General features: G+C 70.7%; 18 protein-coding genes and 1 pseudogene. 10 read left to right on the top strand and 9 right to left on the bottom strand.

Annotated features, from left to right (window positions below):
• Positions 1-344: 344 nt before the first annotated feature.
• On the top strand, positions 345-1,790 hold the full coding sequence (argG, locus tag D5S19_RS07610; RefSeq protein ID WP_120022605.1) for an argininosuccinate synthase: 1,446 nt from the start codon (positions 345-347) through the stop codon (positions 1,788-1,790).
• A 416-nt stretch (positions 1,791-2,206) separates the two neighbouring features.
• On the opposite strand, the gene D5S19_RS07605 is transcribed toward argG, so the two are convergent.
• Both D5S19_RS07605 and D5S19_RS07600 read right to left on the bottom strand, forming a co-directional pair.
• On the bottom strand, positions 2,207-2,422 hold the full coding sequence (locus tag D5S19_RS07605; RefSeq protein ID WP_147397351.1) for a hypothetical protein: 216 nt from the start codon (positions 2,420-2,422) through the stop codon (positions 2,207-2,209).
• Between the two features lie 112 nt (positions 2,423-2,534).
• The gene (locus D5S19_RS07600; protein WP_120022603.1) at positions 2,535-2,960 is read right to left on the bottom strand and encodes a Fur family transcriptional regulator; all 426 of its coding nucleotides are present in this window, start codon (positions 2,958-2,960) and stop codon (positions 2,535-2,537) included.
• Positions 2,961-3,078: 118 nt separating this feature from the next.
• Between D5S19_RS07600 and D5S19_RS07595 the strand changes: the two genes are divergently transcribed.
• From D5S19_RS07595 to D5S19_RS07585, 3 genes and pseudogenes are all read left to right on the top strand, one after another.
• Positions 3,079-3,465 carry a Fur family transcriptional regulator gene (locus D5S19_RS07595; RefSeq protein ID WP_120022602.1) on the top strand — a complete coding sequence of 129 codons (387 nt, stop codon included), beginning with the start codon at positions 3,079-3,081 and terminating at the stop codon, positions 3,463-3,465.
• Between the two features lie 21 nt (positions 3,466-3,486).
• A pseudogene (locus D5S19_RS33530) lies at positions 3,487-3,624 on the top strand (TetR/AcrR family transcriptional regulator); the annotation flags it as partial.
• Positions 3,625-3,827: 203 nt separating this feature from the next.
• On the top strand, positions 3,828-4,346 hold the full coding sequence (locus tag D5S19_RS07585) for a lytic polysaccharide monooxygenase auxiliary activity family 9 protein (RefSeq protein ID WP_120022601.1): 519 nt from the start codon (positions 3,828-3,830) through the stop codon (positions 4,344-4,346).
• Between the two features lie 40 nt (positions 4,347-4,386).
• Here the strand turns inward: D5S19_RS07585 and D5S19_RS07580 are convergent, their stop codons facing one another.
• Complete coding sequence (locus D5S19_RS07580) at positions 4,387-4,650, bottom strand: PLDc N-terminal domain-containing protein (protein WP_158605505.1); 264 nt, start codon at positions 4,648-4,650, stop codon at positions 4,387-4,389.
• A gap of 275 nt (positions 4,651-4,925) precedes the next feature.
• Between D5S19_RS07580 and D5S19_RS31610 the strand changes: the two genes are divergently transcribed.
• The 3 genes from D5S19_RS31610 to D5S19_RS07555 all read left to right on the top strand — a co-directional run bounded on the left by D5S19_RS31610 (position 4,926) and on the right by D5S19_RS07555 (position 7,730).
• Positions 4,926-6,002 (top strand): right-handed parallel beta-helix repeat-containing protein, encoded by a 1,077-nt coding sequence (locus D5S19_RS31610; RefSeq protein WP_147397350.1) that lies wholly within the window; start codon positions 4,926-4,928, stop codon positions 6,000-6,002.
• Between the two features lie 70 nt (positions 6,003-6,072).
• On the top strand, positions 6,073-6,738 hold the full coding sequence (locus D5S19_RS07560) for a HEAT repeat domain-containing protein (protein WP_120022724.1): 666 nt from the start codon (positions 6,073-6,075) through the stop codon (positions 6,736-6,738).
• The gene (locus D5S19_RS07555; protein WP_120022597.1) at positions 6,732-7,730 is read left to right on the top strand and encodes a MerR family transcriptional regulator; all 999 of its coding nucleotides are present in this window, start codon (positions 6,732-6,734) and stop codon (positions 7,728-7,730) included. The genes D5S19_RS07560 and D5S19_RS07555 overlap by 7 nt, the downstream gene beginning before the upstream one ends.
• Here the strand turns inward: D5S19_RS07555 and D5S19_RS07550 are convergent.
• The 3 genes from D5S19_RS07550 to gltB all read right to left on the bottom strand — a co-directional run bounded on the left by D5S19_RS07550 (position 7,704) and on the right by gltB (position 16,224).
• Positions 7,704-9,491: a hypothetical protein gene (locus D5S19_RS07550; RefSeq protein WP_199730389.1), complete on the bottom strand. Its 1,788-nt coding sequence runs from the start codon at positions 9,489-9,491 to the stop codon at positions 7,704-7,706. The two genes, D5S19_RS07555 and D5S19_RS07550, sit on opposite strands and share 27 nt — an antisense overlap.
• A gap of 590 nt (positions 9,492-10,081) precedes the next feature.
• The gene (locus D5S19_RS07545) at positions 10,082-11,590 is read right to left on the bottom strand and encodes a glutamate synthase subunit beta (RefSeq protein WP_120022596.1); all 1,509 of its coding nucleotides are present in this window, start codon (positions 11,588-11,590) and stop codon (positions 10,082-10,084) included.
• 98 nt (positions 11,591-11,688) lie between these two features.
• Positions 11,689-16,224: a glutamate synthase large subunit gene (gene gltB, locus D5S19_RS07540; RefSeq protein WP_120022595.1), complete on the bottom strand. Its 4,536-nt coding sequence runs from the start codon at positions 16,222-16,224 to the stop codon at positions 11,689-11,691.
• Positions 16,225-16,616: 392 nt separating this feature from the next.
• Here gltB and D5S19_RS07535 point away from each other — a divergent pair, with 392 nt between their 5' ends.
• The 3 genes from D5S19_RS07535 to D5S19_RS07525 are packed head-to-tail and all read left to right on the top strand — an operon-like array spanning position 16,617 to position 19,305.
• On the top strand, positions 16,617-16,952 hold the full coding sequence (locus tag D5S19_RS07535) for a hypothetical protein (RefSeq protein WP_233573761.1): 336 nt from the start codon (positions 16,617-16,619) through the stop codon (positions 16,950-16,952).
• Positions 16,953-16,965: 13 nt separating this feature from the next.
• Positions 16,966-18,507: a hypothetical protein gene (locus D5S19_RS07530; RefSeq protein ID WP_120022594.1), complete on the top strand. Its 1,542-nt coding sequence runs from the start codon at positions 16,966-16,968 to the stop codon at positions 18,505-18,507.
• A gap of 30 nt (positions 18,508-18,537) precedes the next feature.
• Positions 18,538-19,305: a hypothetical protein gene (locus D5S19_RS07525; protein ID WP_120022593.1), complete on the top strand. Its 768-nt coding sequence runs from the start codon at positions 18,538-18,540 to the stop codon at positions 19,303-19,305.
• A gap of 70 nt (positions 19,306-19,375) precedes the next feature.
• Here D5S19_RS07525 and lgt read toward each other — a convergent pair whose 3' ends face one another.
• The 3 genes from lgt to D5S19_RS07510 all read right to left on the bottom strand — a co-directional run bounded on the left by lgt (position 19,376) and on the right by D5S19_RS07510 (position 22,810).
• Positions 19,376-20,410 carry a prolipoprotein diacylglyceryl transferase gene (gene lgt, locus D5S19_RS07520; protein ID WP_120022592.1) on the bottom strand — a complete coding sequence of 345 codons (1,035 nt, stop codon included), beginning with the start codon at positions 20,408-20,410 and terminating at the stop codon, positions 19,376-19,378.
• A gap of 67 nt (positions 20,411-20,477) precedes the next feature.
• Positions 20,478-21,674, bottom strand: a complete 1,197-nt coding sequence (locus tag D5S19_RS07515) for a M20 metallopeptidase family protein (protein ID WP_120022591.1) — start codon at positions 21,672-21,674, stop codon at positions 20,478-20,480.
• The gene (locus D5S19_RS07510; protein ID WP_120022590.1) at positions 21,671-22,810 is read right to left on the bottom strand and encodes an amidohydrolase family protein; all 1,140 of its coding nucleotides are present in this window, start codon (positions 22,808-22,810) and stop codon (positions 21,671-21,673) included. The genes D5S19_RS07515 and D5S19_RS07510 overlap by 4 nt, the downstream gene beginning before the upstream one ends.
• Positions 22,811-23,285 lie beyond the last annotated feature (475 nt).

Genomic DNA, 23,285 nt, shown 5'->3' with positions numbered 1-23,285 from the left:
GGCGATCACCGGACAGGAGGGAGATCCTCGAACCGCGCCGGGCCGCCGAGACGCGCACCCAGGGCGATCCGGGGCGATCCGGGGCGCCCCGGGCAGACCGCGACCACAGTGCCGCGGGACGCGACCCCGGCACTGGCACTGGCACTGGCACTGTGCCGACCTTGACCTGTCCGCAGCCGTGACGGGACCCGGCCCCCGGTAGCCGTGGCCGGTCGCTGCGGCCGCAGGTCGCCACCCCGGCCGAGCCCGACACCACCCGGCAACCCACCCCGTCCACCTGCGAAAACCACTCACCTCCCACCCCGAGGATGCACGTTCATACATAGTCATGCATAATCATTCCCATGTCCAAGGTGCTCACTTCTCTTCCCGTCGGCGAGCGGGTCGGTATCGCGTTCTCCGGTGGTCTCGACACGTCCGTCGCGGTGGCGTGGATGCGGGACAAGGGTGCGATCCCCTGCACTTACACCGCCGACATCGGCCAGTACGACGAACCCGACATCGCGTCCGTACCCGGGCGGGCCGGCAGCTATGGGGCCGAGCTGGCCCGGCTGGTGGACTGCAAGGAGGCGCTCGTCGAGGAGGGGCTCGCGGCGCTGACCTGCGGGGCGTTCCACATCCGCAGTGGCGGACGCGGGTACTTCAACACCACCCCGCTCGGCCGTGCGGTCACCGGGACCCTCCTGGTCCGTGCCATGCTCGAAGACGACGTGCAGATCTGGGGCGACGGCTCCACCTACAAGGGCAACGACATCGAGCGGTTCTACCGCTACGGGCTGCTGGCCAACCCGTCGCTGCGCGTCTACAAGCCGTGGCTCGACGCCGCGTTCGTGAGCGAGCTGGGCGGCCGCAAGGAAATGTCCGAGTGGCTGCAGGCGCACGACCTGCCCTACCGCGACAGCACCGAGAAGGCCTACTCCACCGACGCCAACATCTGGGGCGCCACGCACGAGGCGAAGTCCCTGGAGCACCTCGACACCGGCATCGAGATCGTCGAGCCGATCATGGGCGTGCGATTCTGGGACCCGAACGTGGAGATCCCGGCCGAGGACGTGACCATCGGCTTCGCGCAGGGGCGCCCGGTGAGCATCAACGGCAAGGAGTTCCCCACCTCGGTCGAGCTGGTGCTGGAGGCGAACGCCATCGGCGGGCGGCACGGTCTGGGCATGTCCGACCAGATCGAGAACCGGATCATCGAGGCGAAGAGCCGCGGGATCTACGAGGCGCCGGGCATGGCGCTGCTGCACGCGGCCTACGAACGCCTGGTCAACGCCATCCACAACGAGGACACCCTGGCCAGCTACCACAACGAAGGCCGCCGCCTCGGACGGCTGATGTATGAGGGCCGCTGGCTGGACCCGCAGGCGATGATGCTGCGCGAATCGCTGCAGCGCTGGGTCGGCACCGCGATCACCGGCGAGGTCACCCTGCGCCTGCGCCGCGGCGAGGACTACTCGATCCTCGACACGTCCGGGCCGGCATTCAGCTACCACCCGGACAAGCTGTCCATGGAGCGCACCGAGGACTCCGCGTTCGGCCCGACCGACCGGATCGGCCAGCTGACCATGCGCAACCTCGACATCGCCGACTCCCGCGCGAAGCTCGAGCAGTACGCCGGGCTCGGCATGGTCGGCAGCTCCCACCCGGTCTTGATCGGCGCCGCGCAGGCCGCCGCCACGGGGCTGATCGGAGCGATGCCCGAGGGCGGCGCCGAGGCCATCGCCTCCCGCGGCCAGGCCGGTGACGACGAACTGCTGGACGGCGCGGCGATCGAATCGGGCACCGACTGACCTCACCATACGGCACGGCGCGGCACGGCACGGCACGGCACGGCACCACGACAGCACGGACGGCACGGCCGTGGTAAGGGGAACATCCCGCAGAGTTCCCTCACCGCGCCAGCACGGCAGCACCACGCCGGCACGGCATCACCACGGCCCGGCTCATCTCGGGACAGATCACCACCTCGCAGGTGACCACGGAACAGCTCACTACGGCACAGGTGACGGGCACTGCGGCCACGATTCGGCGCACTAGTCGCCAGCTCGCCCGCGACGGGCGCAGCGCACCTCGTTGCAGCCGCCAGCAGACACGGTTGCAGCCCCAACGGACCCGGCTGCAGCGCCGGTTCGCCGGGTTCCAGCCCGGTTCGCCACAAACAGCTCACCGCCCTACGACGCCAGGTTCACCCAGCCATAGCGTCAGTTCAACGCGCTACCGACCGGCCGGGCACGATCACGGTGTCCGCGGCAACGAGTTCCGCCGGCCCGCACGGCGGGCGCGGGGTGAACGCGCCTGCGTCGATTTCCGTTGCCGGGCCCGAGATCCGCACCTCGTAGGTGAGTGCGCCGGGTGCCTCGATCGAGGTGGTCGGATCGGGCGGGACGACCTGCGGCAGCGTGAAGACGGCAACGACGTGCATGGCGAGATCCATGCGACGCCCGGCATTCCAGCCAGGGTCGCCGAGGTGATCGGATCTTCCACACAAGTACTCAGTGGACAGTCAAGGGCACGACCGACCCGCGGAAACGCCGTCAGGAACCGGCCTGTTCGCAGTCCTCGCACAAGCCCCACCAGGTCACCTCGGCCTGATCGACCCGGAAACCGGGGACCTCGCCGGGACGGAGACAGGGGCTGCTGCCGACCGCGCACGGCACGTCGCGGATCCGGCCGCAGCCGCGGCAGACGAGGTGGTGGTGGTTGTCGTGGGTCTCCAGCTCGAACCGCGCGGGCGAGCCGGCGGGCTCCAGCGGGCGTAGCAGCCGGGCGCCGACGAGGTCGTCGAGTACGTTGTAGAGGCCTTGCCGGGACAACCCGCCGAGGGCGTCTTCGGCCTGCAGGGCGGTGGCGATCTCCGCGGCCGTGAGGTGCGGGGTGTGCGCGACGGCGGCCAGGACCGCCCGGCGCTGTGGAGTGTTCCGTAGTCCCTTCTCCCGCAGCCGGGCCGCCACCTCGTCCATAGCCGGGATCGTACCTCCAGAGTTGACCGGATCCATTCTGAAGTGCACTGGTTCACAAACCCAGACTTGACCTTGTCCTAAAATTGACCGAATCAAATCTAAGCGCTAAAAAGGAACCGTGCCCACCACCACCGCACCCCTCGACTCCGGCGCCCAGCTGCGGCGTGCCGGCCTGCGCGTGACCACCGTCCGACAGGCCGTACTGGAGACCCTCGCCGAGCATCCACACTGCACCGTGGCCGAGTTACTTCCCCAAGTCCGCCACCGGCTGCCCATGGTCTCGACCCGCGCGGTGCACGACGTCCTGGCCACCGGCGTCACCGCCGGGCTCGTCCGGCGGTTCGACCACGTCGGCATCGCCCAGCGCTACGAGTCGGCCGCACTCACCCATCCGCACCTGCTGTGCCACCGATGCGGACGGCTCGACGCGCTGCCCGGATCGGTCGACGACCCGGCCGCGGAGCCCGCCACGGGCCTCTGCACGCGCTGCGCGAAAGAGTCTTGACCAGGGGTTTTACCTCCGAGGGCGCTGGCTCAGCTCGTGCTGAGCGCGGTGATGGAGGCCGCCCGGATGATCGCCGAGGCCGCCGATCCGGACCAGGTCCGCGCGGACACCCAGCAGGTGCTGGCGAACTGGCTGGGCGCACTGATCCAGGCCGGCTGAGCACAGTCCCGACCCTTCGAACAGACGGTCACCCTGCGTGCCCGCCTCTTGACGGAAACAACCCAACCCGAGTATGGTCCAGACCACATTCTCCCCCTCTCCGCCCGCGCGTCCCCCCGCCGCGGCCGGCCGGTCGTGCCCTGCGCACGGTCTCCCGCGCCCCACCGGCGTCGAAGCGGGCCCGGCTGTCGAAGGAGCCGAAAATGTCCCGTAAACGCACCCTTCTCACCGCGCTGGCCGGTACCGCACTGGCTCCGGTGCTGGTGCTGGCCGGTCCGGCCGCGATCGCCAGCGCGCACGGCTACGTGGACTCCCCGCCGAGCAGGCAGGCGCAATGTGCGCAGAACATCGTATCCTGCGGGGACATCAAGTACGAACCGCAGAGCGTGGAAGGCCCGAAGGGGCTGCGTACCTGCGACGGCGGGGTCGGCCGGTTCGGCGAACTGAACGACGACGGCAAGGGCTGGCGGGCCACCTCGGTGGGCCGCACGGTGACCTTCTCCTGGAAATTCACCGCCCGGCACCGCACCACCGACTACGAGTACTTCATCGGCGACCAGCGCGTCGCCGCCTTCGACGCGGGCGGCCAGGCCCCGCCGGAAACCGTGACGCACCAAGTGGATCTCGGCAATCACACCGGGCGGCAGAAGGTGCTCGCGGTGTGGAACATCGCGGACACCGGCAACGCCTTCTACGCCTGCATCGACCTGCAGGTGGGCTGACGTCCCGGCCCGGCGCTCCGCGGGGGCGCCGGGCCGCCGCTCAGCGGGCGCCCCGGCAGGCGCTGCCGCGGCCGAAGAGAAACCATCCCAGCGGGCCGAGGAACGGCGCGAAGAAGATCACGAGGATCAGCAGCAGCTTCAACCCGCCGCCGAGCGGGCTGCCGAGCACACTGACGAGCGCGCCGATGAACATCCCCGCCAGCAGGATCAGCACCGCGGCCACCAGCGTGAACAGCCCGGCCGAAAGGCCGAAGGCCAGGGCCGGCCCGGCGCTCGCGGACGAGGTCAGTGCGGCGAGGGTCATCGGGCGCGCTCCAGGGGTCGGTATGGAGTCCACATCGGACTCTTCGGTCGATGCCGAGGAGTATGCCGGGGCGGCCGGCGCCGCCGGATCCCCTGCTCGGCCATTCCCGGCTAAACCGAAAGTCGTATCGGGCACGGCGGATGCGCGTCTCCGGGACCAGTCCCGGGCCGGATGGCTAGCGTCCGTGCCAGGCGCGTTCTCCGGCGCCGTCCGCATCGCGGCGGCCGGGAGGCCCGCGCCCGCATTCCGTGTTCCAGGCGACAAAAGGGGAAATCGTGAAGGCTCCGATCCTGCTCGGCGCGGCGATGCTGGCGGCCGCGCTGGCCGTGCCGTCCGCCACGACCGCGCCATTCACCACAAGCCCGTCCTGTAGTCAGAGCCCGCACCCGCAGGGCGTGGCCTGCGCGGCCGGCCGGTTGAAGATCACCAAGGGCGGCACGCCGGACCGGCCGTTGACCTATGCGGGACAAGGCCGCCAGGTAAGCGGGATCGACGTCGAAACCGACAACGTCATCGTCGACGGTTACACAATGGACGGTCCGAAGGCGCCGGGTATCGAGATCCACGGCAGCAACGTGACCGTGCAGAACACCACGGTCAAGGCACCCAAAGGCGACGACGGCGACGGTATCCGCTTCTTCGGCGACAACATCAGGATCCTGCACAACACCATCAGCGACACCGACAACAGCACGGGCGCGCATGCCGACTGCACGCAGACCTTCGCGACCGACGACGAGGACTTCGCGAGCAAGAACGTCGACATCGAGAACAACCGCTGCGAGCGGATCGACAACATGTGCCTGATGGCCGAAGGCCCGAACTCCGAAGCGGGCGACGGCACCGGCAAGGGCGTTTCGGAAGACTGGACGTTCAAAGGCACCTATTGCGAGACCAGACAGGCCTCCCAGACCGTGATGGTCGACGACGTGCAGAACCCCTCACCCTGGGGGCCAACACCTGGGCGGCAGGGCCGGACCACGCGATCGGCCTGCAGAACAAGTCCACCGGCGCGCACGTCAAGGACAACAAGCTCGATCCGCCCATCAAGTGCGAGGTCGGTATCGACAAGTCCTCACGCAAGCGTTACCAGGGGCCGGAGCCGAAGTGCGAACCGTGATCGTCCCGCCAGGTCAGGCGCTGCGGACACCGCCGGGAACCTGCGTGGCGGGCTGATGCGGCTGCGGACCGGGAAACGGTTCCCCGCCAAGGGAATCTGTCCGGTCACACACAGTGCAGCTCCCCGACCGGGTGCTGGTGCTCGGCTCCGGACCGGGCAGGCCGTGCGCCGAGGTCACCGTGGACCTGCCCTGGCCGCGCGAGCGCACTCGACACCGGCAGGGGGCAGCTGACCCTCGATCCGGCGAACGCTTGACCTTGACACCGTGCGAAGGTCTTCACTGGGTCCCGGAGGTGCTCGACATGAACCAGACCCAGCCCGACCGTCGTTCGCGGCGTACCGCGCTCGCGGCGGAGAACCCGTCGACCCGGCTCAAGGCGGCACTGGCCGCGGGCACGCGGCCCGACGCCGAGCTGCTGGAGACGCTGGTGACCCGCTGCGCGGTCGAGCCGGACTTCTACGTTCGCGACATGCTCACCTGGGCGCTCACCAGGCAACCGGCCGGGAGCACTGTGCCGAGGCTGCTCGCGGAGCTGGGGTCCGGACGTGCGCAAGCGCGAAGCCAGGCGTTGCACACGCTGTCCAAGATCGGGGACCGGAGCGTATGGCCGTCGATCACCCGGGCGCTGCTGCGCGACGCCGACGACGAGGTCGCGCGAAGCGCGTGGCGGGCCGCGGTCGTGCTCGTACCGGAGGAGGAAAAGGCAGCGCTGGCAACGGAATTGGCCGCACAGCTCGGCCGCGGCGACCATGTCGTGCAGCTGAGCCTCAGCCGGGCGCTCGTCGCGCTCGGCGAGGTGGCCGAACCGGCCCTGCGGACCGCGCCGGCCGATGCCGACCCCGGGGTGGCCGCCCACGTCCGGGTCACGGAGCTGCTCCTGCGTGACCCGGACGCCGGGTTCGATCAGGCGCTCGACGAGGCGAAGCGGATCGTCGCGCTCGGCCCGCAGCGGGCGGCGACATGCTGATCGGCGAGGTGGCGCGCCGCTCGGGGGTGAGTACCCGGATGCTCCGGCACTACGATTCCCTCGGGCTGGTGCGCCCGACCGGGCGGACGGTCGGTGGCTACCGCGAATACTCCGCCGAGGATATCCGCCGGATCTTCCATGTGGAGAGCCTGCGTTCGCTCGGGCTTTCGCTGCGGCAGATCGGCCGGGCGCTGGCCGATCCGGCGTTCACGCCCGCCGCGCTGGTCGGCGATCTCATCCGGCGGACCGAAGACCGGCTGCGGCAGGAGCAGGAGCTGCTCGACCGGCTGCGTACGGTGGACGCCTCGGCGCCGGCGGGCTGGCAGGAGGTGCTGCGCATCGTGGCGTTGCTGCGCGGGCTCGGTTCGCCGAGCGCCGCACAGCGGCAGCAGGCCGTGCTGGCCCCCGACGAGGAGACACCGGTGCCCGCCGAGCTGCTGGCCGAGGCGATTCTCGCGGAGTCCGATCCGAACGTCGCCGGCGCCCTGCGGTGGGCCCTTGCCCGCGCGGGCGGCGACGGGGTGGCGAGCGTTTCATCCGGCGTACGCTCGCCGGACTCCGCTGTCCGGGAACGCGCCGTACGCGCGATTGCCGAGCTGCCCGGCGCCGAAGCGACCGAAGTGCTCGCAGGTGCGCTCGAAGACCCGGAACCGGCTGTACGCAGGCATGCCGCGCTAGCCGCAGGGACGCGTGGCGTGACCGCGGCCGTGCCGGTCCTCGTCGGGATGGTCGTCGAGGGCACCAGCGACGTCGAAGCCGCCGAGGTCCTGGGCACCCTGGCGCTGAACCCGGAGTACGCGGAGCGGATCACGGAAGCGCTGAGCGCGGAACTCGCCACGCCCGCGGCGGGTTCCGCGGTCCGCATCCGGCTGACCCAGGCACTCGCCGAGCTGCCCGAGGCACTCGCACGCGACCTGCTGCGACCGCTGACGCAGGACGCCGAAAGGTCCGTCGCCCTGCTCGCCTCAGCCCTGTTGGGGCGGCCCGCCTGACCCGCAGAAGGCCCGCTCGGCCGCGAGGGGCTCCGGCGGAACGCGCACCCAGGTGCGGTCCCACGCACCGGTCAGGTTCCGCCAGAACCGGTCCAGCGACATCGGTTCCCGGGTGGACTCCCGGATCTCCGCGAGATCACCGCAGGACAGCGCGTGCCGGGCGGCGGCCAGTTCCGCCGGGTCGAAGTCCCGCTGGAACACGAAGTTGCCGGTGCGCGCGACCGGCGCCGCCGGATCCGCGTAGTCGGCCAGCAGCCAGATGTTGCTGAGCGGCTTGGAATGGCCCGGTTTGCCGGGCGGGAAGGCGAACCTCGCGCCGACCGGATTGGCCAGGCCCCAGAAGTCGACGATCGCCACGTCGGGCGGCGCCAGCATGCCGGCCGTGCCGAGGTACACGCCGACCACCGCCGCCCTGGCCGGCAGATCCTCGCGCAGCGGGGCGGTGAGGATCTCGTTGTGCACGCCCTGGTAGATCAGCGTCCGGCGGCCGGACTTGCGCGCTGCCTCCACCGCGGCCGCGAGGTCCCGCTGCTGCCGGGTGTAGTCCTCAGTTTGGGTGGGGTTGTCGGTGTGGGTCCAGGACACGTAGTAGGCACGCTCGTCGTCGATCGCGCGCACCGGGCCGGGAGCTTCGTGGTAGCGGCCCGAACCGGCGTACAGCGGCACCCACGCGACGATCACCAGTGCGAGCGCGGCTCCCGTACGCGACCACCTGAGCACGAGGACGGGCAGCAACAGGAGGAACAGCACCGGCAGCAGCATGCGGGCGTGCATGTAGTCGCCGCCCACCTTCAGCACGTAGACCAGCAGCAGTAGGCCAGCCACTACCGGCGTCAGCGTCACGATCAGGTCGGCCCGGTAAGCGCGTACGCGACGTACGAGCGCGGCCAGCCCCACCGTGAGCAGCACGAGCGGGAGCCACAGGAAGTACGGGTCGGCGAAGTCGGTCAGGTAGTGGAAACCACGGCCCCACAGGGAGGCATCGGCGTTCTTGGTGAGTGCCGGCAGCGGCACCACGATGCCGTAGTACCCCATGCGGAAGATCTCGTAGCCGAACGGCAGCGCGGCAGCGGCACCAGCCGCCGCGAGGACCACCCGCCACCCCGGCCGGGCCAGCAGCCACAGCCCGGCCAGGAACACCAGGGCGACCACGGTCAGCTCCGGCCGTACGAGCGGGCCGAGGCCGAACACGAAGGCCGCACCGGCGATCGCCGGACCCGAGGTGCTTTCCCGCAGCCGGACGAGCAGCCACCAGCAGCCCGCCATCCAGCAGGTGGTGAGCCCGGTCTCCAGTCCAGAAGTCGCGTACTCCCACACCGGGGGCAGCGCCAGCAGGACCACCGCCCCGGCCGGCAGCAGCCAGGCCGCGGCTCGCGGGTGCAGCCGCTGGGTCGCGGCCACCGCGAGCGCGAATCCGGCCGTGGTCAGCGCCAGCCCGAGCATCCAGGAAATCGTGGCGGTGTCGGTTTCCCCGGAAACGAATCCGGCGCCCGCGAGCAGCCATTGCCACAACACACCGGTGGACGTTTCCACGCGTTCCCCGGCCGAATAGACCGGTCCATTCCCCGACAGGATCTGCTCGACCGCCCGGGTGTAGATGAGCGCGTCGTCGCAGATCCACCGGGCCAGATAGCCGAGCACCGCGATGACCAGCGCGGAAACCACCGGAAGCGCGCTGTTCCACCACCGCAACGCCCGTACCTGCGGGACATTGAGTGGGGGCAGGGCGATGCGCGGCAATGCATCAGGAATGGTTTTCACGGCAGTACAAGACCTCGGATCTGAAAAAGAAAACGCGCTGGGCCCGATCAGCCGGCCACGGTGCCGGAACGGGACTGCTGTACCGGATCGGGCGGCTCGGCCTCGATACGGCCGGAAGTCGCTGGCCGGGCACCACCCGGATGCGCACGACCATCGGCGGAAGCTCGGCGGGGGCGGTGGACAAACCCCTCCGTTCTTCGTGCGGCAGCCGCGGAGAACGGGTCCCCGCGGCCGGTCGGCCGCCCGGCGAGACCCTGCCGCTGCAACAGAAACCACGGCCATGTTGCGGGATCGCCACCAGGACAGGCCGAGCCTGTTGTCCAGCTGCCGGTGCGGGGCAGGTCACTCCTCCGGATGCGGCGGGTCACGGCCGCTCCCCGCCGGGAGCGCACAGCCGCAGGAGACCCCCCGGTCCAGCAAGCAACTTCACCCGAACGTGTGACAGCTGCCGGACCACGCCGTACCGTGCCCGGGACTGGCCCGCACGTGCGACCAGCACCAGGAACGCCTGTTCGGACCTGCCGCTCGCCGCCACCAGCCATATATATCACCGAACGATAGGTACCGCCGTTCGGGTTATAGCTCCCGCTTCAGAGCACCGCCAGCGGCAACGCCGTCGGGTGCACCGGGGCGGGCAGGTCCGAGGCACCGGTGAGATAGCTGTCCACGGCATGGGCCACCGAGCGGCCTTCCGCGATCGCCCACACCACCAGGGACGCGCCACGGTGGGCATCGCCGCAGACGAAGACGCCCGGGGTTTCGGTCTGCCAGTCCGCGCCGCAGGACAGCGTGCCGCGGCGGGTCAGGGACAAACCGAGGCCCGCCAGCAGCGGCATCTCCTCCACGCCCTCGAACCCGATCGCCAGCAGCACTAGATCCGCGGGCAGGGTCTCCACCTCGTCGTTGACCGGCCGTACCTCGCGCCGGCCGGTCTCCGGGTCCTTGTGCACGCGCACCTGCTGCAGCTCGATCGCGGTGACGTTGCCCTCACCGTCGTCCACGAACCGGCGCACGGCCACCCCGAACCGCCGCTCGCCCGCCTCTTCGTGCGCCGGGTAGGTGCGCAGGATGTAGGGCCAAGTCGGCCACGGCGAACGTTCGTCGTCACGGTTTGCGGGCGGAATCGGGTACTGGTCGAGCTGTGTGACCGAAAGCGCGCCCTGGCGGGTGGCGGTGCCGTAGGAGTCCGCGCCGGTGTCCCCGCCGCCGATGATGACGACGTGCCGGCCCTTCGCGTCGATCGGCGAGGGGCCGTCGCCCTCCACCGCCCGGTTGGCCGGCACCAGGTGCTCCATGGCCAGATGGATGCCGGACAGCTCGCGCCCCGGCGTCGTGCGGTCGTCGCGGCCGTGCAGCGCGCCCACCGCGAGCACCACCGCGTCGTACTGCTCACGCAGGTCCGCCACGGTGAGGTCGACGCCGACCTCGCAGCCGGTGACGAACTTCGTGCCCTCCTTGCGCAGCTGCGCGAGACGGCGGTCGAGGACCTTCTTCTCCATCTTGAACTCGGGAATGCCGTACCGCAGCAACCCGCCGAGCCGGTCGTCCCGTTCGAACACGGTGACCTCGTGACCGGCCCGGGTCAGCTGCTGCGCGGCGGCCAGCCCGGCCGGGCCGGACCCGACCACGGCCACCCGCTGCCCCGAGGACACCTCGGCCACCTGCGGCTGCACCGAACCGGAGGCCCACGACCGCGCCGCGATCGTCTCCTCGACGCGTTTGATCGCCACCGCCCCGCCGGCCTGCGGCGAGATCGCCAGCACGCACCCGGACTCACACGGCGCCGGGCACAGCTTCCCGGTGAACTCGGGGAAGTTGTTGGTCGCGTGCAACCGATCCGAGGCCGCCGCCCAGTCACCGACGCGGACCAGGTCGTTCCACTCCGGGATCAGATTCCCCAGCGGGCAACCGGAAGCACTGGAATGACAGAACGGGATCCCGCAGTCCATACAGCGGGAGGCCTGCGTGCGCACCGCTTCGGCGCGCTCGCCGGCGTCGGCCTCCGCGTACACCTCACCCCAGGAGGCGAGACGGTCCTCTGTGGACCTTTTCTTCGGCTCTTCGCGCCGGTGCTTGAGAAAACCGTTCGGGTCAGCCACGAGCGGCCTCCGTTTCCCGCGCGCCGAAGGCTGTGAAGGGACCCTTCACAGCCCCTGAGTCCGTGAAGGTGCCCTTCACGGCATGCGAGCCGTGCTTGTCAGCCACGAGCGGCCTCCATGATCGCTTCGTCGACATCGCGGCCGGCGGCCCGTGCCGCCTTCGCCGCGTCGAGGACCCGCCGGTAGTCGCGTGGCATCACCTTGGTGAACGCCGCCGCGCGCCGCGTCCAGTCGCCGAGCAGGGAGGCGGCGACGGCCGAGCGGGTGTGGTCGTGGTGCTTGCGGACGATCTCCTTGAGCCAGGCCAGATCCTCGACGTCCGGCGGCAGCAGGTCCACCATCTCGCCGTTCACCTTGTCCTGGTCGAGATCCAGCACGTACGCGGCGCCGCCGGACATGCCCGCGGCCACGTTGCGCCCGGTCGGCCCGAGCACCACGGCACGGCCGCCGGTCATGTACTCGAAAGCGTGGTCGCCGACGCCCTCGGCGACCACGGTCGCGCCGGAGTTGCGGACGCAGAACCGCTCCCCCACTTGACCCCGCAGGAACATCTCGCCACTGGTCGCGCCGTAGGCGAGCGTGTTGCCCGCGATCGTCTGGCGTTCCGCGACGAAGCCCGCCGCCGGATCGGGGCGGACCACGATCCGGCCGCCGGACAGGCCCTTGCCCACGTAGTCGTTGGCGTCGCCGGCCAGATCGAGGGTGATCCCGCTCGGCAGGAAGGCCCCGAGCGACTGCCCGGCGGACCCGGTGAGCCGCACGTGGATCGTGTCGTCCGGCAGGCCCGCCCCACCGTAACGGCGGGTGATCTCCGAGCCGAGCAACGTGCCGACGGTGCGGTTGACGTTGCGCACCGGCAGCTCCAGCCGGACCGGGTGCGCGTCCTCCAGCGCGGCTTCGGCGAGCTGGATCAGCGTGCGGTCCAGCGCGTGCTCCAGCCCGTGGTCCTGCGCGCGCACCCGCCGCTTCGTCCCGCCGTACGGGGTCTCGGCGGGCATGTCGAAGATCGGCGCGAGGTCCAGCCCCGCGGCCTTCCAGTGCGTGACCGCCTCGTCGGTGTCGAGCACCTCCGCATGCCCGATGGCCTCGTCGAGCGTGCGGAAACCCAGCTGTGCCAAGGTTTCCCGGACTTCCTGGGCGATGAACTCGAAGTACCGCACGACATGATCGGCCTGTCCGGTGTAGCGGCTGCGCAGCTCGGGGTTCTGCGTCGCGACGCCGACCGGGCAGGTGTCCAGATGGCACACCCGCATCATCACGCAGCCCGCGACGACGAGGGGGGCCGTCGCGAAGCCGTACTCCTCGGCACCGAGCAGCGCGGCGATCACCACGTCGCGGCCGGTCTTGAGGGCACCGTCCACCTGCACCGTGATCCGGTCGCGCAAACCGTTGAGCAGCAACGTCTGCTGGGTCTCGGCGAGGCCGATCTCCCAGGGCGTGCCCGCGTGCTTGAGCGAGTTCATCGGCGACGCACCGGTGCCGCCGTCGTAGCCGGAGATGAGCACCACGTCCGCGTGCGCCTTGGACACCCCGGCCGCGACCGTGCCCACGCCGAGCGAGGACACCAGCTTCACGTGCACGCGGGCACGCTCGTTGGCGTTCTTGAGATCGTGGATCAGCTGGGCGAGATCCTCGATGGAATAGATGTCATGGTGCGGCGGCGGCGAGATCAGCCCGACGCCCGGCGTGGAATGCCGGGTGCGCGCGATCCACGGGTACACCTTGTTCGGCGGCAGCTGCCCGCCCTCGCCGGGTTTCGCGCCCTGCGCCATCTTGATCTGGATGTCGTCCGCGTTGACCAGGTACTCGCTCGTGACCCCGAACCGGCCACTCGCGACCTGCTTGATCGCGCTGCGCCGCTGCTCGTCGTAGAGCCGCTCGGGATCCTCGCCGCCTTCCCCGGTGTTGGACCGGCCGCCGATCCGGTTCATCGCGATCGCCAGCGTCTCGTGTGCCTCCGCGGAGATGGAACCGTAGGACATCGCGCCGGTGTTGAACCGCCGCATGATCGCCTCGGCGGGCTCGACCTCGTCGATCGGCACCGGCTCGCGGTCGCGGAACCCGAACAGCCCGCGCAGCGTCCCGCCCTCGCGGTAGAGCCGGTGCACTTCGTCGCGATAGGACCGGTACACCTCGTCCCGGCCGGTCTTCGACGCGTGCTGCAGCAGGAACACCGTCTCCGGGGTGAACAGGTGCAGCTCGCCCTCGCGGCGGTAGGCGTACTCGCCGCCGGTTTCGAGTCCACGGTGGACCCGGTCGGTCGGGTTGTCCGGGTAGGCCCGCCGGTGCCGCACCGCGACCTCCTCGGCCAGCACCTCCAGCCCGGCCCCGCCCAGCTTAGAGGCGGTGCCGGTGAAGTACTCGTCGAGCAGTTCCTGGCTCAGCCCAAGGGATTCGAACGCCTGCGCCGCGGTATAGGCGCCAACCGTGGAGATGCCCATTTTGGACATGATCTTCAGGACACCCTTGACCAGCGCCTGCACGTAGTTGCGGATCGCCTTGGCCGGCTCCAGCCCGACGCCCCCGCCGCGCGCGATCAGGTCCTCGATGGTCTCGAACGCCAGGTACGGGTTCACCGCCGCGGCCCCGTAGCCCAGTAGCAGCGCGACGTGGTGCACCTCGCGGGCGTCCCCGGTCTCCACCACCAGCGCCACCCGCAGCCGCTCCTTGGTGCGCACCAGGTGGTGGTGCACCGCGGAAACCAGCAGCAGGGACGGGATCGGCGCCATCCGGTGGTCGGAGTCGCGATCGGAGAGCACCAGCGTGCGCGCGCCCGCCGCGATCGCCTCGGACGCCTCGCGGCGCACCCGCTCCAGCGCGCCGCGCAGCGCTTCCCCGCCACCGTCCACTTCGTACAGTCCGGAAAGGACACTGCAGGCGAAGCCGGGGAGATCGCCGTCGTCGTTGACGTGGATGAGCTTGGCCAGCTCGTCGTTGTCGATCACCGGATAGGGCAGGTTCAGGTGCCGGCAGGAGGCCGGGCCGGGGGCGAGCAGATTGCGCTCCGGGCCCATGATCCGGCTCAGCGAGGTGACCATCTCCTCGCGGATCGCGTCCAGCGGCGGATTGGTCACCTGCGCGAAGTTCTGCTTGAAGTACTCATACAGCAGCCGGGATCGCCGGGACAGCACCGCGACCGGGGTGTCCGAGCCCATCGAGCCGATCGGCTCCGCGCCCTTGGCCGCCATCGGCGCGAGCAGGATCTTCAGCTCCTCCTCGGTGTAGCCGAAGGCGAGCTGGCGGCGCAGCACCGAATCATGGCTCTGCACCACGTGATCGCGGTCGGGCAGATCGGCCAGCTTGAGCAGCCCGGCATGCAGCCAGTCCCCGTAGCGCTGGTCGTCCGCGAGCCCGGACTTGATCTCCTCGTCGTCCACGATCCGCCCGGCCGCGGTGTCCACCAGGAACATCCGGCCCGGCTGGAGCCGGCCCTTGGCCACCACCTCGGCCGGCGGCACGTCGAGCACGCCGGCCTCGCTGGCCAGCACCACGCGGTCGTCGGCGGTGCGCCACCAGCGCGCCGGGCGCAGGCCGTTGCGGTCGAGTACCGCGCCGAGGAGCGTGCCGTCGGTGAAGGTGACGCAGGCCGGGCCGTCCCACGGCTCCATCAGGCTCGCGTGGAACTGGTAGAACGCGCGCCGCCGCGCGTCCATGGAGGTGTGGTTCTCCCATGCCTCCGGGATCATCATCAGCACCGCGTGCGGAAGCGACCGGCCCGCCAGGTGCAGCAGCTCCAGTACCTCGTCGAAGGAGGCCGAATCCGAGGCGTCCGGCGTGCAGATCGGGAACAGCCGGGTCAGATCACCCGGGAGCAGATCCGATTCCAGCAGCGCCTCGCGGGCGCGCATCCGGTTGCGGTTGCCGCGGATGGTGTTGATCTCGCCGTTGTGCGCCACGAACCGGAACGGGTGCGCGAGCGGCCACGAGGGGAAAGTGTTGGTGGAGAACCGGGAGTGCACCAGCGCGATCGCGCTGGCCAGCCGGTGGTCGGTGAGGTCGGTGAAGAACCGCGGCAGCTGCCCCGGGGTCACCATGCCCTTGTAGACCAGGGTGCGCGCGGACAGCGACGGGAAGTAGGTGCCGCAGCCGGCCGTCAGGCTCTCGTGCTCCACCCGCTTGCGCAGGCAGAATGCCAGCCGATCCAGCGCCAGGCCGGTCTCCCCGTGCGGGGAGGCGACGAACAGCATCGCGAAGTGCGGCATCACCGCACGCGCGGTGGGACCGATGTCCGCGCCGTCCGGGTCCACCGGAACCTCGCGCCAGCCGAGGACGGCCAGGCCTTCCTCGCGCGCGATCCGCTCGATCAGCCCGGCCGCCTTGCGGCGCTGCTCGGCTTCGGCGGGCAGGAAGGCGATCCCGGCCGCGTACCCGCCGCCGGCGGGCAACTCGAAGCCGGCCTCGTCGCGCAGCAGCTCGTCGGGCAGCTGAAGCAGGATGCCCGCGCCGTCGCCGCTGGTCGGCTCGGCGCCGGCGGCACCGCGGTGGTCCAGATTGGTCAGCGCGGTCAGCCCGTCGGCGACTATGCCGTGCGAGCGGCGGCCCCGGACGTCGGCCACCATGGCGACGCCGCAGGAGTCCTGTTCGGTCGACGGGTCGTACAGACCCTGTTTGCCGGGAATGGCGGAGAAGATCATGAAGGGACCTCCTTCGTCGTTTCGTGCGATGGCCGGCGAGCCGGCCGTGGGGCGCACGGGACGACGATGGCCCGCTTGTTAGCGCGACTTTAACACCTGGGAAACACCGGAGCAGCCCGCCGGAGCACCTTGTGACCGGCCCGGAGGGTAACGATCCGGCTGCGCGGAACGACGTAGTCCCGGATAGGGACCAGCCGACCCGGTACCCGGATGATACGTCCCGCCGGCCCCGGCACCGCGCCGGACGTCCTCTCCGCCTGATTTGTCCTGCTTGCTCCCGGTTGGTCCGGTTGCTCCGCTCAAGCCGGGGAAATTCCCGGAACCACAGATCGCCCGGGTCCGTCCACTGCCATAGTGTTCGGCAATCACGAGTTCCCGGGGAGGGATTTCCAGTGTCTTTCGAGGTGAACCCGCAATCGATGCGGGACTACGCCCAGGCGGTGGACGGCCTGCACGACGCGGTCGCCAAGATCAGGGAGTACATGCAGGGCACCGCCTGCGACAAGTCCGGGTTCACCGGCCTGTTCGTCGTCCTGCAGCCGGTGGTCGACCTGGTCGGCAACCTCTACGGCGAGACGCTGAAGTTCGGCGACGAGCGGCTCACCGCGCTCGCCGGCGGCATGCGCTCGGCCGCCGACCACTACCAGCGCCACGACGACAACACCGCGACGATCCTCGCCCAGTTCGGCATGAAGGCGGACGAGCTCGACAGCGGCATCCAGGCCTGAGAGGGGCAAGCAGATGGCCAGGCACGGACACGGCGGATCCCACGGCGGGGGTTCGCACACCGGGGGAAGGCACCGGGGCGGCTCGGACGACGGGGGCACGCCACGCGGGGATACGCACACCGGCGGCGATCGGCCGCCCCACGACGCCCCGAACTCCCGGCCCGGTTCGGATTCGGGCTCGGGTCCGGGCTCGGGCTCGGGCTCGGGCTCGGGCTCGGGCTCGGGCTCGGGCTCGGGCCATGACACCGGCACGCGGCGGCGCCCGGATGACGGCGATGACACCACCACTCCCAGCAGTACCGGCACTCCCAGCGGTACCGGGGGTGCCGGCGGCCATGGCCGCGATGGACGCGACGGCCGGGACGGGCGTGATGGACGCGATGGACGCGATGGACGCGATGGACGCGATGGACGCGATGGTGAAGACGGCCGCGACGGCGAGGGCGGCCGCGGAGGCGACGGGGGCAACGGCGGAGACGGAGGCGACGGCGGATCCGGGGGCGACGGTGGTCAGGGCGGCGAAGGCGGTTCGGGCGGCACCAGTGCCGGCCCGGGCGGCTACGACGACGGCGGCTCGATCACCGAATCACTGCAGCCGCCGGAAGACACGTCCGGCGACGACGTCCAGGACCTGATCAAGGACGCGGGCGTCGAGGTGATGGCCGTGGAGTGGGTGTACCAGAAGTTCACCGGCACCACGCTCACCCAGCAGTTCATCGAACCGCTCACCGGCGATTTCTCGAAGATGTCCGCGGACGCGGAGGCCTGGCGCAACATCGCCGAGTCGATGAAGGCGTTCTCCGCGGTGATGGTGGCCAACGAGGGCGTCCTCGGCGAGAGCTGGACCGGGCTCGCCGCGACCGCGCACAAGGCCTATGTGGACCTCGGCTGGCGGGCCGGGCTGACCGCCGAGGCGGGCATCGCGGAGCTGATCGCGAAGGGTTTCGACCTGCTCGCGGACACCTCGAAGAAGCTCGCCGCGAAAGCGCTGGATCTGCTCAAGAGCCTGATCGACCGGCTGCTGGTGATGGCCGCCGAGGCCTGTATCCCGATCGCCGGCTGGATCGCCGACGCGATCACCGCGCTGTCCGAACTACTGCCCCTGATCAATGCGCTGATCTCGATCATCGACATGATCTCCGACATCATCGAGAAGGTCGGCGATCTGTGGAACTCGATCAAGGACATCGGCTCGCAGCTGGCCAAGATCAAGGACATCCACAGCATCGGTGACGCGGTCGACATCGCCAAGAACATCGGCGGCGATGTGAAGAGCATCAAGGACGACGCGGGCGACATCGTCGAGGGCGCCGGGGACATCAAGGACACCGCGAAGGAAGGCACCGAGGAGTCCGACAAGCGGCACGAGGAGAACGAGAACCGGCGCGCTGCCCGCGAGGGCAGTCGCGATGAGAGCAGTCACGATGGGGGCAACGACTCGTCCCCGGCTTCCCGGGACAACTCGTCCTCGCGCGCGGCAAACAGCTCGGACGACTCGAGCCGCACCCCGGCGCGGTCCGGCAGTGGCCGGATCAGCGGCCGGATCGACGACTAGCCGGATCGAAGACGAGGAGGAACAAACCGAATGTCCCGGCCCATGCCCCCGGAAGACGCGTGGAAGACACCCGAGATCCGGGAGGCCGAGTCCGCGCTCGACCGCACCGTCAGCAGATCCCGGGAGCTGTTGAAGAACCTGGAAAAGATCAAGCTGCCGCCGCTGAAGAAGCCGGACACCCCGGAGCGGATCGAGGCGCTGAAGAACGCGGCGTCCCGCCCGGACGCCCCGCCCGAGCTGCGCCGGATCAAGCAGAAGGTGGACGCGGGCGAGTTCTCCTGGCAGGAGGTCGCCGCGGGGAAGGCGTTCGCCGACCCGGAGGTCCGGGAACTCGCGTCGGCGCGGCTCGGCGAGGCGAAGGAGATCCTCGACGAACTGGAGGACGGCGCGTCGCCCGAGCAACTGCTCGAAGCCCACACCGGCAGCGCGACCGGCGGCGCGCTGCTCGACGACCGCGGCCGGGCCGGCTACGCCGCCGAGCCGGAGCAGCCGCAGGGCTACTCGAACGACGATCCGCTGCACAGCAGCTCGCAGCCGGACCACTCGTCGTCGAGCACGGATTCCCCGCCGGAGGCCCCGGCCGCTCCCCCGCCGCCCGAGGCTCCGCGGCACCGTGCCCCGGAGGACCCGGACGAGCCGTTCTCCAGCCCGCTCGCCGACCGTCAGGACTCCGGCGGTGACGCTGCTGATCCGGCCCCGGACACCGATCGGGGGACGCCGCCGTCGACCCGCCGTACTCGCCGCGACGATCCGCCGGACTCCGACGACGATTACTTCGGCAACGGCTTCCTCCGCTGAGGCGAGGACGGCACAGGAAAAAGGTGGTCCCCGCCGGCTTGGCGGGGACCACCTTTTTCGTGACCAGGGTTCAGGATTCGTCGGGTTTTTCCTTTTCCGGACGCGCCGAGGCGGGCACCTCGTCCCGGGCGGGCGGATCATCCCCGTCGTCGTCGGCCTTCGCGTCCGGCCCGGTGTCCGAAGTGGACCCGGCGCCCGGCGGCGGGCTCTCGTCCCGCTCGTCGCCCTTGCTGCGCAAGGATTCCGGAGACTCGCGCGGACCGCGCCGCGCGGCCAGGACGAAGTACACCATCGCCCCGGCGAAGACCAGGATCGAGGTCCACACGTTGACCCGCAGGCCGAGAATGTGGTTGGCGGTGTCGGTGCGCAGCAGCTCGATCCAGCAGCGGCCCACGGTGTAGCCCGCGACGTAGAGCGCGAACACGCGGCCGTGGCCGAGCTTGAACCGGCGGTCGGCCAGGACCACCAGGCCGGCGATGAGCAGGTTCCAGATCAGCTCGTAGAGGAAGGTCGGCTGCACCGGGCTGTCCGGCAGCGGGATGTGCCCGGTGGCCACGCCGGTGAGCCCGTCCGGCGCGCCGGTCTGGGGGTTGAACCGCTGGTAGATCTCCAGGCCCCACGGCAGATCCGTGTGCGCGCCGTAGAGTTCCTGGTTGAAGTAGTTGCCGATCCGGCCGATCGCCTGCGCGGCGACGATGCCCGGCGCGAGCGCGTCGGCCATCGCGGGCAGCGGGACACCCTTGCGGCGGCAGGCGATCAAGGCACCGACCGCACCGAGTGCGACCGCGCCCCAGATGCCCAGCCCACCGTCCCAGATGGCGAAGGCGTTCCACGGGTTCTTGCCCGCGGTGAAGTACAGCTCCGGATCGGTGATCACATGGTAGATCCGGCCGCCGACCAGCCCGAACGGCACCGCGAACACGGCGACGTCGAGCACCGTGCCCTTGGTCCCGCCGCGGGCCGCCCAGCGGCGCTCCCCCCACCAGATCGCCAGCACGATGCCGGCGATGATGCAGAGCGCGTACGCGCGGATCGGGATCGGACCCAGATGCCAGACCCCGCGGTCGGGGCTCGGGATCGTGGCCAGTAAGGCTGCGGAGTACACGCGGTCACCGTAGCGCGTCGGCCGTCCGCCGTGGTCAGGTGCTGTCGAAGGGCACGAGAACGATGGGTCACGAACCGGTCGCGGACGCCCCGGGATACTCGGGACCGGAGACCGCGGCGAGGTAACCGGCCAGCAGTGCGTCCGCGACCAGCCCGACCGCGTCGTCGCCGGGCAGGAACCGCTCGTCGTGCAGGCTCGGCGCGCCCGCGGTGTCCCCCAGTCCGGCGAACAACATCAGCCCGCGGATCCCGTCGCCGCAGTAGTGCGCGAAGTCGTCCGCGCCGAACGAACGAAAATCCACGTCCAGATCGGCGCCGCCGCGCAGCAGCCAGGCCTGCGCGGCGATAGCGAGCGCGGGATCGTTGACCAGCACCGGTTCGCACGGGCTGATCCGCAGCTCCGCCGTGCAGCCGTAGGCACGAGCGGTGGCGTGCACTATCTCGGTCAGCATCGCCAGGGCGTGTTCCCGGTCGCTGCCGCGCATCAGCCGCAGCGAGCCGAGCGCCGACGCGGTATTGGGCACCACGTTCGCCGCGGTGCCCGCCTGGATCCGCCCGACCGTGCAGACCGCGCCGTGCACCGGGTCGATCCGGCGGCTGGCCACCTGCTGCAGGCTCACGACGAGCTGGCTCAGCGCGAGGACCGGGTCACGCAGCAGATGCGGATAGCCGGCGTGCCCGCCCTGCCCGTGCACGACGATCTCGAACTCGTCGGTGGACGCGTTGACCGGGCCCGGCGCGGCCGAGACCACGCCGTAGGCGAGGCGGGGCTGTACGTGCGCGGCGATCACCGTGTCCACGTCGTGCTCCTCCAGCAGCCCGGACTCGACCAGGTCCTGCGCGCCGGAGGGGGCCGTCTCCTCCCTCGGCTGGAGGATCGCGACCAGCGGCTTCGGCAGCTCGACCCGCCGCGCCGAACGGCACACCGCGGTCAGCGCGGCGAGGTGCACATCGTGACCGCAGGCGTGCATCAGCCCGGATTTCGACGCCCAGGCCACGCCGGTGCGCTCGGTCACCGGGAGCGCGTCCAGCTCGGCGCGCAGCGCCACCGCGGGGCCGGGGTGCGCGCTCGGCAGGTCGAGCAGCCGTCCGGTCTCGGCGGCGCGCTCGCCCTCACCGGCACCGATCGCGACGGCCACCACGCGGGCGGTGTCCTCCTCGTCGCCGGAGCCGCGGGGGTCGGCGTGCAGCCGGTGCCGCAGCTCGATCGCGGCGGGCAGTTCCGCGGCCAGCGCGGTGCGCCAGTGGGTGACGAACTCGGTCATCGGGACTCCAGCCGGTAGATCCGGGCCGCGTTCTCGTGCCCGGCCAGCCGCACCAGCCGCTGAGCGTCCACTTCGGACAGTTCGCCGGCGGCGAGCGCGGTATGCAGGAAATCGGACAGGCCTTGACGGAACAGCGTGCTGCCGAGGTGGTACAGCTCGGCGAGGCCGAACGCGTCGGTGGAGAACAGCAGTTTGCCGAACGGGATCAGCTCCAGCAGCTCGGCCAGCAGCGCGGGCGCGCGGAACCCGGCGTTGTGCGTGCAGAGGCCGACATCGGCGAACACGTGCTCGAAGACCTGGGCGAGATACGCGGCGTTGCGATGGAAGGGATAGTTGTGCAGCAACAGGATCGGCACCCCGCTGCCCCGGGTCGCGCGCAGCAGCCCCGTGAGCAGGAGCGGGTCGCAGCGGTGCAGGTCGACGTCGGAATCGCCGTAGCCGACGTGGAACTGCACCGGCAGCCCGCGCTCGACGCCTGCCCAGATCAGGTGACGGTGGAGTACCTCGTCGGCCAGCCGGACCGGCGCCCCCGCCTCGATCCCGGCAAGCCACCGCCCCGCGGCCGCCGCGACCTCGGCGGGCGCCGGACGCGTCCCGGACAGCTCAAGCCCGACCCTGTACGCCGCGATCGACTTGACACCCACCGCACCAGCCGCGCGCCGGGTCAGCTCAGCGTCGAAATCCGCGGCAAACCCGGCCGCACTGGTTCCCGCGCGGACGACGTCCTCGGCCACCTGCTCCAGCCGGACGATGTCGTGGGCGCGGGCCTGCGCCAGCTGCGCGAACTCGGCCGTGGTGGTCAGGGAGCCCGGCAGGAAACCCCCGTCGAGCAGGAAGTCGGTGGTCCCGGTGGCACGCAGGAACCGCCGGTTGACCTCGCCCGCGCCCAGCTCGGCCCGCCGCACGAGGTAGTCCTGCGCCGGCGCGTGCTTCGGCAGGTCGAGCACCGGCGCACACCTCGCCCGCACGGCGAGCCCGATCAGCGAGTTGAACAAGGACACTCCCAGCGGCGAGACCATGTCGGCCTCGGTAAGCATCCGCTCGAACTCGTCCCGGCCGGGATCGTGGGTGACGACACCGTGGCAGTGGTGATCGACCAGCGGCGCCTCCGCCACGAAGTCCAGCAGTGCGGTCATCACGTCCCCTCCGGAGCCTGGTCCCCCACCCTACGAGCCGCCCGGCGCCTTTCCCGGAAATCTGACACGATGCGTTACTTGGCACCGGAAACGAGGAAGCACCCGGCGAAGCCCAGGGGGGCGTGATGAATCAGCCTGCATCCCAGCCTTGGCAACCGGACAACGCCACGGATGGGGGTGGCGGTGTGGGTGATCTGCTCGATCTGGACGGCAGCACGGAATGCGAAGCCGACGGGGAGCGACTTCCCGGATTCGGCGCATGCGAGGCCGGTCAGATCGAATGGGACCCAGTCGCGGAACGCGGGGCAGCTGGGGACCAGCGGGTCCGCCTCGGCGAACCGGAGGCCAGGTACGGCGACCTGACAAGACACGCCGAACACGCGACCGCCACGGCCCGGCAACCCGAACTCACCCGGCACGACGCCACTGCGGGCGATCCACCCGACCGAGCCAAGCGCGCCGAACACGCGACCGG

This window comes from Amycolatopsis panacis (genome assembly GCF_003600245.1).
Classification (GTDB): Bacteria; Actinomycetota; Actinomycetes; order Mycobacteriales; family Pseudonocardiaceae; genus Amycolatopsis; species Amycolatopsis sulphurea.
The sequence above is the reverse complement of the archived record's forward strand: the minus strand, read 5'-3'. Positions and strand labels throughout refer to the sequence as shown.

Excerpts from the sequence above, each read along its gene's own strand:
- argG (WP_120022605.1), top strand. The coding sequence starts at position 345 with ATGTCCAAGGTGCTCACTTCTCTTCCCGTCGGCGAGCGGGTCGGTATC.
- D5S19_RS07605 (WP_147397351.1), bottom strand. The coding sequence starts at position 2,422 with ATGCACGTCGTTGCCGTCTTCACGCTGCCGCAGGTCGTCCCGCCCGAT.
- D5S19_RS07600 (WP_120022603.1), bottom strand. The coding sequence starts at position 2,960 with ATGGACGAGGTGGCGGCCCGGCTGCGGGAGAAGGGACTACGGAACACT.
- D5S19_RS07585 (WP_120022601.1), top strand. The coding sequence starts at position 3,828 with ATGTCCCGTAAACGCACCCTTCTCACCGCGCTGGCCGGTACCGCACTG.
- D5S19_RS07580 (WP_158605505.1), bottom strand. The coding sequence starts at position 4,650 with ATGACCCTCGCCGCACTGACCTCGTCCGCGAGCGCCGGGCCGGCCCTG.
- D5S19_RS07560 (WP_120022724.1), top strand. The coding sequence starts at position 6,073 with ATGAACCAGACCCAGCCCGACCGTCGTTCGCGGCGTACCGCGCTCGCG.
- D5S19_RS07555 (WP_120022597.1), top strand. The coding sequence starts at position 6,732 with ATGCTGATCGGCGAGGTGGCGCGCCGCTCGGGGGTGAGTACCCGGATG.
- gltB (WP_120022595.1), bottom strand. The coding sequence starts at position 16,224 with ATGATCTTCTCCGCCATTCCCGGCAAACAGGGTCTGTACGACCCGTCG.
- D5S19_RS07530 (WP_120022594.1), top strand. The coding sequence starts at position 16,966 with ATGGCCAGGCACGGACACGGCGGATCCCACGGCGGGGGTTCGCACACC.
- D5S19_RS07525 (WP_120022593.1), top strand. The coding sequence starts at position 18,538 with ATGTCCCGGCCCATGCCCCCGGAAGACGCGTGGAAGACACCCGAGATC.
- D5S19_RS07515 (WP_120022591.1), bottom strand. The coding sequence starts at position 21,674 with ATGACCGAGTTCGTCACCCACTGGCGCACCGCGCTGGCCGCGGAACTG.
- D5S19_RS07510 (WP_120022590.1), bottom strand. The coding sequence starts at position 22,810 with ATGACCGCACTGCTGGACTTCGTGGCGGAGGCGCCGCTGGTCGATCAC.